Source organism: Desulfobulbus sp., assembly GCF_030824455.1.
Lineage (GTDB): Bacteria > Desulfobacterota > Desulfobulbia > Desulfobulbales > Desulfobulbaceae > Desulfobulbus.
Genome location: NZ_JAVBXR010000122.1, coordinates 1 through 13,596 on the forward strand (window position 1 = coordinate 1; position 13,596 = coordinate 13,596).

Here is a 13,596-nt window from a genome sequence, read left to right on the forward strand (position 1 = left end):
GCCTGCAGCGGCAGCGCGACCTGCACACCGAATATCGCGCGGTTGCGCTGGGTTTTGATCACTCGCCGCTGGTCTGGGGCCAGGGACTGGCCGCCTATCTGGAACAGTACCCCTACGCCTGCACCGAGCAGTTGTTGTCCAAGGCCATGCCCGCCCTGATCGCGGCCAAGCCGGAGGAACTGGCGAGGGCTGATTTCAGGCCGCTGCAATCGGCCTTTGCCCTCCTGCGTCAGCGGCAGAACGAGGCGGGTGGGTTTGGTCAGTGGGCCAGCAATCTGGTGGTGCAGCCCGAGATTTCGGTCTATGCCGCTGATTTCCTGATTGAGGCCGGCGAGCGGGGCGCGGCTGTGCCCACCGATTTGGCGCAGCAGAGCCGCGCCTATCTGGAACGGATTGCCAATGGACCGGCAGAGGGAATGGCCGAGTTGCGCACCAAGGCCCGCGCCGTGTATCTGCTGACCCGGCAGGGTCGGGTGACCAGCACCGCTCTGGGCGCGATAGTGGAGCAGTTGGAGAAGCATCACCGCGAAACCTGGCGGACCGATCTGACCGCCGCCTATCTGGCCGCGAGTCAGGCCCTGCTCAAACAGCGGCGCGAGGCGGACAAGCTGATGGCCACCGTGCCCTGGCAGACCCTGGCGGCGCAGCCCGAACCGGATGATTTCACGGGCGTTTTTGACGACGCCCTAAGCCGCGACGCCGAGTTGCTGACCCTGATTGCCCGGCACTTCCCGGATCTGCTCGCTAAAATTCCGGCGGAGTTGTTGCCGGCCCTGGGGGCGCGGCTGTCCCAAGATCAATATCATTCTTTGTCCGCCGCCCTGTTGATTCGGGCCTTTGACCTCTATGGCCGCAGCGTGGCGGTCAAAAGTGGTCAGGTGAGCGCCGAGGTGGGGCTGGCCGACGGAACAGCCCAACCGCTGGCCCTGGCCGGTCGGCCTTTGCACGCCGCTGTGCCCCAGGGTTGGGACAAGGTGATGCTGCGCAAGGCGAACGCGGGCCTGCCCTCCTTCTATCAGCTGACCGAGGCCGGATTTGATCGCCAACCACCGGCAGGCCCTCTGCAACAGGGGATTGAGATTCTGCGCGAATACCTGGGCGCGGACGGCAAGGTGCTCAGCCAAGTCAAGGTGGGCGAGGAGTTTACGGTGCGGTTGCGGCTGCGGGCCACCGAGCGCGACGCGCTGAGCGAAATCGCCATTGTCGATTTGCTGCCCGGCGGGGTGGAGCCGGTGGTTGCAGCTCCGGCTGATCTGGAAGAAGAGGTGATCGAAGGCGAGGAGAGCGCAGACGGCGCGGACGATCAAACTGCAGACCAACCGATGACCAGCGAGGAGGTTGCGACCGGTTGGGAACCGGCCTTTGTCGACACCCGCGACGACCGGGTGGTGCTTTACGCCGGGCTTTCGCGGGAGGTCGCGACCTACGAGTACAAGGTGCGGGCCACCAATGCCGGGACCTTCCGCACCCCGCCGCCCTATGCCGAGGGCATGTATGAGCGCGGCCTGCAGGGACGAGGCGAGAGCGGCGTCCTGACCATCGTCGAGCCGTGAACTCCGGGCCCGGCGAGACGCCTGCAGGGCCGGGAACCGCTTGGTTCGGGAGACGTGGATTGCAGGTATTTCGGCGTCTTCAACGTTTGCGGAAAATGAGGTCCGTATCGCTGCTGCTTGGTTTGGCGCTGTTTGGGCTGCTCGTCTTGCTGCTGCTGGGGATGCTGACGCTGCTGACCAACTGGCTGCCGGCCGAACCGATAAGCGCCGGCATTCCCTCCTCGCGGCTGATCCGGGCCGCCGACGGCTCGATGTTGCGCCTGACCCTGGCCCGCGATGGTCAGTACCGGCTGTGGACGCCGCTGGCGGACTTGGCGGACGCGACCACGGAGGCGATCCTGCTCAAGGAGGACCGGTATTTTTACTGGCATCCGGGCGTTAATCTCCTTTCGCTGGCGCGCGCCGCCCTGGCCACCTACGGCCGGGGCGAGCGTCAGGGCGGCTCCACCCTGACCATGCAGCTGGCGCGGCGGCTCTATCAGCTCAACACCCGCCGCATCCCCGGCAAAATCAAACAAATCGCGTTGGCCTTCTGGCTGGAGGCCCGTTACAGCAAAGACCAACTGCTGGAGGCCTACTGCAACCTTGCGCCCATGGGCGGCAATATTGAAGGGGTGGGTGCGGCGGCCAGGATCTATTTCGCCAAGGAGCCCAGCCGTTTGACCCTGGCCGAGAGTCTGGCCCTGGCGGTGATGCCGCAGAACCCGGCCCGGCGCGGCGATTTTGACCGGGAACAGCAAACGGCACGCAAGCGTTTGACCGAGGAGTGGCATAGGCGTCATCCCCAGGAATCGGCGACCACCAGCCTGCTCGATCAGGACGTCAACGGCCTGGAACGCAGCCGCCTGCCCTTTGTCGCCCCCCACCTCGCCGAGCAATTGCTGCGCGACCATGGCAACGCCGGCGACGACAAGGTAATCGACGCCACCCTTGATCCGCGCCTGCAAAGTCTGCTGGAGCGGATTCTGCGCCAATACATCGCGGAGCGCCGCAGCCAGGGCGTGGTCAATGGGGCGGCGCTGCTGGTTGACCGCCGCGACATGGGCGTCAAGGCATTGATCGGGTCGGCCGATTTCTTTAACCCCGCCATCCTGGGCCAGGTCAACGGCGCGCTGGCCAAACGCTCGCCCGGCTCCACCCTCAAACCCTTTCTGTATGGTCTGGCCATTGACCAGGGGCTGATCCATCCGCTGTCGATTCTCAGCGACGCGCCCACCGCCTTTGGCCCCTTTCAGCCGGAAAACTTCGACGGCCGCTTTGTCGGCCCGATTTCAGCCCGCGACGCCCTGATCCGCAGCCGCAATGTCCCGGCCATTGCCCTGGCCAACCAACTGCAAAGCCCAAGCCTGTACGATTTTCTCCGCAGCACCGGCGTCGCCCGTTTGCGCTCGGCCCAACATTACGGCTTGTCGCTGGTGCTGGGCGGCGGCGAACTGACCATGGAGGAGTTGGTCGGCTTGTACGCCATGCTGGCCAACAACGGCCTGCTCCTGCCCCTACGCTATCGGCAGGACGACCCCACCGTCGCCGGGACCCGGCTGCTCTCGCCCCAGGCCGCCTTTCTGGTGCGCGACATGCTCAGCGCCAACCCGCGCCCGGATCATCGCGACAGCACTGCCCGCGCCTGGAAAACCGCCTGGAAAACCGGCACCTCCTGGGGTTTTCGCGACGCCTGGACCGTGGGTCTGGCCGGCGACTATGTGCTGGCGGTCTGGATCGGCAACTTTGACGGCCGCGCCAACCCGGCCTTTGTCGGGCTCAAGGCTGCGGCCCCGCTCTTCTTCCGCATGACCGACGCCCTGGAACTGACCCTGGCCGACGAGCAACCCGCACCGGACCCGCCGCCGCCCGGACTGATCCGGGTTGAGGTCTGCGCCGCTTCCGGCGATCTGCCCAACCGCTGGTGCCCGCAAACCGCCGCCGCCTGGTTCATTCCCGGCAAGTCGCCAATCCGCGTTTCTACCCTCCATCGCCCGGTGACGATTGACCAGCGCACCGGTCTGGCCGCCTGCCCGCCCTTTGATCCAGCGCAGACCCGGCAGGAGGTCTTTGAATTCTGGCCTTCGGACGTGCAACGGCTGTTCCGCGACGCCGGCCTGCCGCGCCGCCTGCCGCCGCAGCCCGCTGTTTGCGGTCAAAACCCGGCCGGCGGACCCCTTGCCAACACCGGCAATCCGCCCCGCATCAATTCGCCGCTTAGCAATGTGGCCTATGCCCTGCGCCTGTCCAAACCAGCGGAAACCATTGATTTGGCGGCCGCCATTGACGCCGACTGCGAGCGGATGTACTGGTTTGCCGACAACCGCTACCTGGGCTCCCGCGCCCGTGATGCCGCCCTGCCCTGGCGGCCCTCCCATTCCGGCCGTTTCGAGATGAGCGTGGTCGACGATCAGGGGCGCAGCGCCGACCGCATCTTGGAGGTGGAATACCTCCCTTAACGGCCCTTGGCCGAATGTGCCGTCCACCTGCATTCATCAAACAGGCTGGGACCGATCGGCCAGAGCTGTTTTTCAACAACTTTGCCGGATGCATCCAAAGCGCAGCATGTGCATCAGCCCATTGATGAGAAACGGCGTTTCTATGTGCATCTCCAACTCGTCAACCAGCAGTTGATACTGGGGCGCCAGGCCGTCAACATAGGAAATAATGGCAATTGCCCCCAAGCTGGCGTCAATGCCTGGAGGCAATTGCTTTTTCTCGATGGCGTCAGACAACAGCGCCTCAATGGTATGCACTCTTTTTAACTGAAAGACTTTCCGATCAAAAGGAAACAAGTCGCCCAGGCTGGACATGTCGCTTTCGTTGAGGAACAGGCGAAACAGCCGTTGTCGTCGGGCGTTTGCCGGCAGTTTTTTGAGAAAAACAAACAGCTGCTCCACCAAAAAACCTAAAGGATCCGATTCGTCCTTAACGTCCAGGGTCTGGAAGAAAAAATCATCTTCCTTGAGCAGGCCCTCCCACAGGGTGCGCAGCAGATCGTCCTTGTTGGCAAAATGCCAATAAATAGCCCCCCGGGTTACGCCGGCCTCTCGGGCGATGTCGATCAGAGAGGTTCGGGCGACGCCGCGGCGCAGCAAGACCCGCGCGGCGGCGTCAAGAATGTTGTTTCGCGTTGTTTTCGCATCGTTTTTTGTTTTTCGCGCCATGGCTTTTCTCAAATCATCGGCCGGGGTTAAAGGTATTCTTCAAGCTGCGCCGCCCCCCTGGTTTCAGCACCCCCACATCACGCGAACGGGTCGGATTAACGCCGTTCCTTCCAACCGCCGCCCAGCGTTTTGTAGACCGTTACCTGGTTGACCTGCTGCAGCAACTTCAGGTTCAAATACAGCTGGCGGGAGCTATAAAGAGATCGCTGGGCATCCAGGAGGGTCAGAAAGCTGTCCACGCCCTGCTCGTATCGACTTCTCGCCAACGCATAGTACTCTTGGTTGGCCTCCAAGTTCGCTTTTTGCGCCTTTAATTGTTCCCGGTAGGTCTCGCTGGCAACCAAGGCGTCGGCAACTTCTCGAAAGGCCGTCTGGATCGCTTTCTCATATTGGGCCACCGACAGATCCTTACTGATCTTGGCCACATCCAATTCAGCCTCCAACTTTCCTGCTGTGAAAATGGGCAGATTAACCGACGGCGAAAAGAGCCATGTTCCGGAATTGGAGTCGAAAAGATCAGACAGTTCGCCGCTGATCTTGCCGGCGTTGGCGGTCAGGCTGATCGAGGGAAAGAATGCGGCCCTAGCCGCACCAATCTGGGCGTGCGCGCCTTTGAGCTGATGCTCGGCGGCGATGATGTCCGGACGCTGCAGCAACACCAGTGAAGACAGCTGTGAAGGCACTGCGGACAGCGCCATCTGTTCGCCCAGAGATTTTTTTTCGGCAAAACCTGCCGGCAACGGCGCCCCAAGCAACAAAGTCAGATTGTTGAGGTCCTGCGCGACCTGACGATTGTATTTCGCCAGATTTGCCTTGGCCGTTTCCAGACTGGTGCGCGCCTGGGCGAGATCCAGCTGCGTCGCCAACCCCTGTTGGGTGCGCTGTTCGATCAGGTGAAAGGATTCTTCTTCAATTGTTTTGGTGTCTTCAGTGACAATCAGCAGTTCCCGATCAGCCAGCCAACTCAGGTAGGCGGTGGTCACCTCGGCCACCAGGCTGATCCGGTTGCTCCGATAGGTTTCCTCCATGGCCAGATACTCTTCCAAGGCTTTGTCCTTAAGGCTTCGTACCCGACCATAAAGATCGAGCTCATAGGCGGTGACGCCCACCGAAGCCGAATAGGTTTCCGCCGTGACATAGTTGCCGCCGCTGAGGGTGCGCTGCTTGCTGCCGGACCCGTCGCCGTTCACCGAGGGAAACAGGGCCGAGCGTTGAATCCGGTATTGCGCCTGGTAGGACTCAAGGGTGAGCGCGGAGGCGCGCAGATCACGGTTGTTGTTCAACGCCGTCTCAATGAGCCGCTGGAGTTGAGAATCGACAAAAAATTCGCGCCAGCCAAGCTCCGCGTCAATAACGGTCTCTTTGGTCGCCGCAGCGCCATTGTGCTGTTTTCCCTGAGTGTCCGGCAGGGTTTCGGCCACCGGCAGATCCGGCCGGTGATAGTGCGGGGCCAGGGTGCACCCGCCGAGCATGAACAGCAGCGCCCCGGCAGCTAGATGTTTTCTTGCAATATTGAACATATCAATGCTCCTGAACCGGTACGACGGCAATCTCCGACGCCCGGTGGGTTTTAAACAACCGCATAACCACCACAAAAAAGAGGGGGATGAAAACAATCGCCAAAACAGTTGCCGACAGCATGCCACCCAAAACCCCCGTACCAATTGCATGCCTGCTATTTGCGCCGGCGCCGGTACTAATAGCCAGCGGTAAAACGCCGAGCATGAAAGCTAGCGATGTCATGAGAATGGGGCGAAGTCGCAATCTGCAAGCTGTAACAGTTGCCTCGACAATGTCTTTGCCTTTGTCGTACCGCCTTTTTGCAAACTCAACGATCAGGATGGCGTTTTTAGCCGACAGACCTATGGTGGTCAGTAATCCGACCTGAAAATAGACATCGTTTTCCATGCCCCGGAAATAAGCCGCAGCCAATGCTCCTAACACCCCCAGAGGCACGGCCAACATGACCGAGAACGGCACCGACCAACTCTCATATAGGGCGGCAAGGCAAAGAAAAACAACCAACAGCGAAATGGCATAGAGGGCTGGGGCCTGTGAACCGGCCTGCGCCTCCTGAAAGGATGCTCCGGTCCATTCATAACCAATGCCACTCGGGAGTTGAGCAACCAATTGGCCAATGATCGCCATGGCGTCGCCACTTGATTTACCGGGCGCCGCTTCACCGACGATTTCGACTGCCGGGTTCCCGTTGAAACGTTCCAATCGAGGCGAACCAAAACTCCAGTGACCGGTAGTAAAAGTGTTAAAAGGGACCATCTCTCCGGTACTGTTGCGAATATACCAATAATTGACATCTTCCGGTTGCATGCGGTAAGGAGCGTCAGCCTGGAGGTAGACTTTCTTAATTCGACCATTATTTATAAAATCATTGACATAGTATGAACCCCAAGCCGTTGACAGGGTGGTGTTAATGTCGTCAACAGTGATCCCGAAGGCCATGGCTTTCTCATAATCGATATCCATGTTGTATTGCGGAGCATCCTCCATTCCATTGGGTCGAACGCGGATGAGGTTGGGATTTTGAGCCGCCATACCAAGCAGTTGGTTACGGGCCTCGATCAATTTATCATGACCCAAACCACCGCGATCCTGCAGGAAAAAGTCGAAACCGGTTGAGTTGCCCAGTGCCGAGATGGCGGGCAAATTGAAAGCAAAAACTACAGCCTCCTTGATCTGGGAAAATGGCCCCATGGCCCGCTCAATGACTGCTTTCGCCGACTGCTGTGATTTTTTTCTTTCGCTCCAATCTTTCAATTGCGCGAAGGCTATCCCCATATTTTGACCGCTCCCTGCAAAACTGAAACCTGCCACAGTCAGCACAGAATTAACATTGGCTTTTTCCTCGGTAAGGTAATAATTGCGCACCTGATCAAGAACCTTTTGGGTGCGTTCTTGCGTAGCGCCGATTGGAAGTTGCACCATGGTGAGGAAGACGCCTTGGTCTTCCTCTGGTAAAAAAGAAGTCGGCAACTTGGTGAAAAGAAAGACCATGCCCGCGATGAGCAAGAGGTAGATCAACCCGAAGCGTCCGGCACGTTTGAGCACATAGGCAACGCTGTCTCGATAACGGTCAGCATTGCTTTCAAACACCCGATTGAACCAGCCAAAGAAGCCGCGTTTCTGTGCGTGGTCACCTTTTTTTACTGGTTTAAGGAGGGTGGCACAGAGGGCCGGAGTGAGGATAATCGCAACGATGACGGAAAGTGTCATGGCCGAAACGATCGTGAGGGCGAACTGCCGGTAGATAGCGCCAGTGGAGCCCCCAAAAAAGGCCATTGGCACAAAAACCGCAGAAAGCACCAAGGCGATGCCGATCAGGGCACTGGTGATCTGATTCATGGACTTACGTGTGGCCTCAAGGGGCGACAATCCCTCCTCAGCCATTATCCGCTCGACATTTTCTACAACCACGATGGCATCGTCGACGAGTAGGCCAATGGCTAGGACCAGACCAAACATGGTTAGTGTATTGATCGAAAATCCAAAGGCCGACATGACGCCGAAGGTGCCAAGCAAAACAACGGGTACAGCAATAGTCGGAATCAGGGTGGCCCGAAAATTCTGCAAGAAGAGATACATTACCAAAAAGACCAGAATGATGGCCTCAATCAGGGTATGAGCGACCTCCTTGATCGAAATCTCAATGAAGGGGGTGGTGTCATAGGGGTAGATCACCTGCACGCCAGAAGGAAAATATGGCTGCAATTCTGATAACTTGTCACGGACGGCCTTGGCGGTGTTCAGAGCATTGGCGCCGGTGGCGAGCGTGATGGCCAGAGCACCGGCCGGCTGACCGTTAAAGGTGGTGATTGAATCGTAACTTTCTCCGCCGACCTCCACACGGGCAACATCCTTGAGCCGGATTTGGGAGCCGTCGCTGTTCACTTTCAACAAAATCTGCGCAAACTGCTCCGGCGAACTCATCTTCGTCTGTGCCATCATACTGGCGCTCACCTGCTGCCCTGCAATCGATGGCGTCCCACCGAGATCACCGACGGTAACCTGATTGTTTTGGGCTTGGATGGCGGTCCTGACATCGAGCGGAGTAAGTTGGTAGCTGTTGAGCTTATGAGGGTCGATCCAGATACGCATAGCATATTGGGAGCCGAAAACTGTGATACTGCCGACACCAGGTGTGCGGCTCAGTGGATCCCGAAGAGTGGAGACCATGAAATCAGACAGATCGTTTTTATCCACGCCGCCGTCGGTGGAGATCAAACCGACAATCATCAGAAAAGTCGAGTTGGTTTTGGTGACTTGAACCCCTTCCTTTTGTACTTCTTGAGGAAGCAAGGTGAGCGCCTGCTGCAGCTTATTTTGCACCTGCACCTGGGCGATATCGGGATCTGTGCCCGATTCAAACGTGAGCGTAATCGTGACCTTGCCCGCGTTGGAACTCTCCGATTTCATGTAGATAAAATGATCCAGCCCGGTCATGTTCTGTTCGATGATCTGGGTGACGCTGTCCTCAATGGTTTTGGCGGAAGCTCCGGGATATTTCGTGGTGATCTTCACCTCCGGCGGCGCAATCTCGGGATATTGGGCAATCGGCAACCGGATAACCGCCAGCGCGCCGGCCAGCATGATGACGATGGCGATAACCCAGGCAAAAATTGGTCGATCAATAAAAAAACGAGCCATGACTTACTCCGCTTGTGCAACCGACGTCGGGACGCCGATGGAAGATTGTTTGCCGTCGGACGCGGAAACGGTCAGCGCCTTGACCGGAACACCCGGTTTGATTTTCTGCAAGCCGGACACGATCACCTGCTCGCCCTCAACCAAACCGCCGTCAACCAGCACCTGCTCGCCCATGTTCTGGCCGGTTTGGATGAGGCGCGACTCCACGATTGATTGTTTGTTGACCAGCAAAACCACAGCCTGCCCCTTGGTGTTGCGGCTGACGCTGGCGGCAGGAATCAGGATGGCGTTGGGCCGCTGGCCTTTATCGATCCTCGCCCGGACAAACATGCCCGGTAACAGTTCATGGCCGGGATTAGCCACAATCGCGCGGAGAATCACCGTGCCAGTGGTTTGATTGACGGTGACGTCGGAAAATTCGAGCGCCCCGGTTTGGCCGTACTCGGAGCCGTTCTCAAACAGCACCTTGACCGGCGACTGCGCTTTGTTGCGGTTCTGAGTTTGCCCCGAGGACAGCTCTTTTTTCAGGTTCAACATGTCGGTGCTCGACTGATTGAGATCGACGTACAGCGGGTCGAGTTGCTGAATGGTGGAGAGGGCCGTGGCCTGCTCGGCTGTGACTAGGGCGCCCTCGGTGACTGTCGACTTGCCGATGCGGCCGCTGATCGGCGCGATGACCTTGGTGTATTCAAGATTGATCTGGGCGCTGTCGAGAGAAGCCTTGGCGGCGGCAACGTCGGCGACCGTCTGTTTCCAGTTGGCCTCCATTTCGACCTGATCCTGCTCGCTCACCGCCTTGGTCTGCACCAGGGATCGGTAGCGTTCGGCCTTGAGCCGGGCGGAATGTTCCAGGGCCTCGGCCTTGGCCTGCGCGGCCTTGGCGCTGTCGAATCGGGCCTGATAGGTGTCTGGATCGATCTGATAGAGCAACTGGCCGGCCTTGACCTCGCTCCCCTCGGTAAACATTCGTTTCTTAATGATACCGCCCACCTGTGGCCTGACCTCGGCAATCCGATAGGCTGCGGTTCGGCCGGGTAATTCCGTCGCCAGATTGACCGGTTGAGGCCTGACGGTGGTCACTTCCACTTCCACGGGGCCTGGCGCGACGATTTTTTTGTCCTCCTGCCTGCAGGCGCTCAACAACGCGGCAGCCAGCAATAAGGAGAAGAGGAGGAATTTTCTGGTGTTCATTGTTTTCATGTCTGGGTTCCTTCGCATACGTTAACTTGTTTAAAATAGGTAATTGTATTGTTCATCGACGTCTCCATTGCTGTTTATTGCCGTTGCTTTGCCGTTGCGCATGGCCACCAAACCGCATCTGGGCATCTGACGCCCAGAACCGCCGGCCAGGGGATGTTTTTATCAAAGCGCACATAAACCCAGCCGGTCACTCCGCCTTTTATCTCGCTGCCGCAAACTTTGATGAGTTCCGGCGCGATTTTCACGCGAACGGCGATCTGTGGTTCGTGTTGATCCGGCGGGATTCCCCATGCCGCGTGCGAAAATTGCGCATCGCCGGCGATGGACGACACCTGCGCCGGCAGAACGATTGGAGACGCAAGGTCGAGCGCCACCCGCACTTCTGTGCCGATGCCCAGGATTTTCTCTTCGTGTGCGGGCCGGAAAAAGGTCATGTTGACCTCCCTCAGATCCAGGAGCTGCAGCACTCTGCCGCCTTGCGCCAACAGATCGCCGTCCTTGGCGTATTGCTGGAGGACTCGGGCGGTACAGGGAGCCTTCACAACACAGGCGTCGATGCCGGATTTCAGCCGCTCAATAGCGGTTTCAGCGGCAATGACCGCTGACTGCGCTGCAAACAATTGCGACCTGACGGCAGTGACCTTTATTCGCCGCATCGCAGTTTCCGCTCTGGCGCGGTAGACGTCGCGTTGTCGCTGCTCCGGGAGGAGATCCGCCTTTTGCAAATGTTGCAGTGCGAACACGTTGTCGGAGGATGCGTCGTTGGAGTTTTGCCGAAGGTCGTTATCCTCGCTCATTTCCGCGCCTAGCGGCGTCGCGTGTTGCAAAACCAAAGTCTTTTCTTTCATCCAGTCTTCCAGTTGGCTTCTTGCCGTTTCCGCGCTCTTGCGCGCTTGCAGAAGATTGATTCGGGCCTCGTGCAATTGCGCTTCCAGCTGTCGAGCATCCATGCGGGCAAGCGTCTGGCCGCACGCGACAACACCGCCTGCAGGGACAAGGATCTTTGCAATTCGCCCCTCTTTTGGAGCGACAATGTCGAATTCTTTTGTCTCTATGTGGCCTCCACTGCTTACAAGACCTTCACTTGGCTTTTCGGAACGCAACTGCCGCCACTCCCCCAAACCAATGGCAGTCAATGCGGCTAGGCTGATCCACCACAGGAATTTCTTTGTCATGCGTTCCTCCGACCCAGACGGCTGCTTTTTGATTACAATGTGGTATAGCGACAACCGTGCCATCTTGAAAAGATACATTTTTTCAAATAGATACGTTTGAGTTAAATTTATATATGCTATATATGGCAAATAAAGTGTTATATATGGCAACAAACGAGGATATTCGTTAAATATGACGAGAAGGACCGTTGCGGCGGGAACTCAGGTGGCAGGAGATGATCAGAAAGGACGATTTTTTTAAGGAGACCACGTTGCGCATCTGTGGCAGTCTGCAGATTGCAACGGCTTTGGCCGATGTCTTCGACTATTTCAAGCATCAATTTCCCATCATTGGCATGTGCTTGAGCATCAGAGACGACGATTTAGGAGCCATCCGCCGCATAGCGCTGGCAACGGACAATCAGAAAGAATTTCCGGAGGAGATCGTTGCTGTCCCCAAGGAAATTTGGGCGCAGATACAGGCTGTGCCGATCCGAGAGCCCCTCATCATCACCACAGAATTCAACAAACCCCATTCCGACCTGGCGGTTTTATTGAAACTTGAAGACAAGGCCGACCTTATCCTGCCGCTGTGGATTGACGCGAATCTCTGCGGAATTCTTGCTCTGCGGGCGGGAAATAAAGATCAATTTACAAAACGACACCTCGAATTGTTGACCAGCATCAGGCGTCCGGTGACCATTGCCCTGGTAAACGCCCTGGCTCATGAACGAATCAAACGCACCAGCGAGCTGTTGGCCGAGGACAACCGGCTGTTGCGCAAGGAATTTTATTTGAGTGCGGCCGACGAGGTCATCGGCCAAGATGGCGGCATGAGCAACGTCATGCAGATGGTGAAACAGGTGGCGTCGCTGAACAATACGGTGCTGCTTTTGGGAGAGACGGGAACCGGCAAGGAGTTAATCGCCAATGCAATTCATTTTTCCTCGGCCTACAAAGACGGCCCGTTTATCAAAGTGAATTGCGGCGCCATACCGGAACACCTGGTCGACAGTGAACTGTTCGGGCACGAGAAAGGGGCGTTCACCGGTGCCGTCACCGAGAAGCGCGGCCGTTTTGAACGGGCCAATCGGGGGACTATTTTTCTTGACGAGATAGGGGAACTTCCCGCGCAGGCCCAAATACGACTCCTCCGTGTTCTGCAAAACAGAGAGATCGAGCGGGTGGGCGGTCAACGGGCCGTACCTATCGACATACGGGTGATTGCAGCCACACACCGCAACCTGGAGAATATGGTGCAGGAGAACAGGTTCCGGGAGGATTTATGGTTCCGCCTCAATGTCTTTCCTTTGATCATTCCTCCCCTGCGACAGCGCAAGGAAGACATTCCGGCGCTTGCCGTACATTTTATCAATAAGAAAGCCAAGGAAATGGGCATCAAAAACATTCCGGCCATTGTTCCGGGAGCATTGGAACAACTGATGCAATATCGTTGGCCAGGCAATGTGCGCGAGCTGGAAAACATGGTGGAGCGGGAGCTTATCATTCAACGCGATGGGCTGCTTACCTTTGCCTCTCTGGCCAAAACCGACGCCCTTGGGATTACAAAACCGTGTCCTCCTGACGGCTTCAACATCGCCGCTGAACCGTTGCCGCTCAACGATGTTGTCGTTGCCCACATTGAGCGGGCACTCAAGCTGACCAAAGGAAGAATCAGCGGACCTGATGGCGCGGCGGCATTGCTGCGCGTCAATCCCAGCACGCTCCGGGCACGAATGAAAAAGCACGGCATTCGTTATGGCCGGGTACAATAACAAAGCTCTGGTTCAGGACATATCATCCGGACTGGCTGATTTCCGAACGCGACAGGGCAAACAGGGGAAAGCATTGTCACATTGGCAATCTCAACGATCACCCTGC

Annotated in this window: 7 protein-coding genes and 1 pseudogene; 3 read left to right on the forward strand and 5 right to left on the reverse strand. The window is 57.8% G+C overall.

All coding sequences use genetic code 11. From position 1 onward, the window contains the following. Nucleotides 1-1,553 (forward strand): annotated as a pseudogene (locus tag RCH93_RS16285) (alpha-2-macroglobulin family protein); the annotation flags it as partial. 95 nt (nt 1,554-1,648) lie between these two features. Beyond that, a complete protein-coding gene (gene pbpC / locus RCH93_RS16290) occupies nt 1,649-3,991 on the forward strand; it encodes a penicillin-binding protein 1C (protein WP_306549481.1) in 2,343 nt (780 codons plus the stop codon). Between the two features lie 72 nt (nt 3,992-4,063). On the opposite strand, the gene RCH93_RS16295 is transcribed toward pbpC, so the two are convergent. The 5 genes from RCH93_RS16295 to RCH93_RS16315 form a co-directional block, all read right to left on the reverse strand. After that, complete coding sequence (locus tag RCH93_RS16295) at nt 4,064-4,699, reverse strand: TetR family transcriptional regulator (RefSeq protein WP_306549482.1); 636 nt, start codon at nt 4,697-4,699, stop codon at nt 4,064-4,066. Nucleotides 4,700-4,794: 95 nt separating this feature from the next. Then, complete coding sequence (locus RCH93_RS16300; RefSeq protein WP_373693314.1) at nt 4,795-6,210, reverse strand: efflux transporter outer membrane subunit; 1,416 nt, start codon at nt 6,208-6,210, stop codon at nt 4,795-4,797. A 10-nt stretch (nt 6,211-6,220) separates the two neighbouring features. Then, nucleotides 6,221-9,361, reverse strand: a complete 3,141-nt coding sequence (locus RCH93_RS16305; protein ID WP_306549484.1) for an efflux RND transporter permease subunit — start codon at nt 9,359-9,361, stop codon at nt 6,221-6,223. Nucleotides 9,362-9,364: 3 nt separating this feature from the next. Further along, nucleotides 9,365-10,579 (reverse strand): efflux RND transporter periplasmic adaptor subunit, encoded by a 1,215-nt coding sequence (locus tag RCH93_RS16310; protein ID WP_373693313.1) that lies wholly within the window; start codon nt 10,577-10,579, stop codon nt 9,365-9,367. Nucleotides 10,580-10,635: 56 nt separating this feature from the next. After that, nucleotides 10,636-11,736: an HlyD family secretion protein gene (locus RCH93_RS16315; protein ID WP_306549486.1), complete on the reverse strand. Its 1,101-nt coding sequence runs from the start codon at nt 11,734-11,736 to the stop codon at nt 10,636-10,638. A gap of 215 nt (nt 11,737-11,951) precedes the next feature. Here RCH93_RS16315 and RCH93_RS16320 point away from each other — a divergent pair, with 215 nt between their 5' ends. Continuing rightward, on the forward strand, nt 11,952-13,490 hold the full coding sequence (locus RCH93_RS16320) for a sigma 54-interacting transcriptional regulator (protein WP_306549487.1): 1,539 nt from the start codon (nt 11,952-11,954) through the stop codon (nt 13,488-13,490). Nucleotides 13,491-13,596 lie beyond the last annotated feature (106 nt).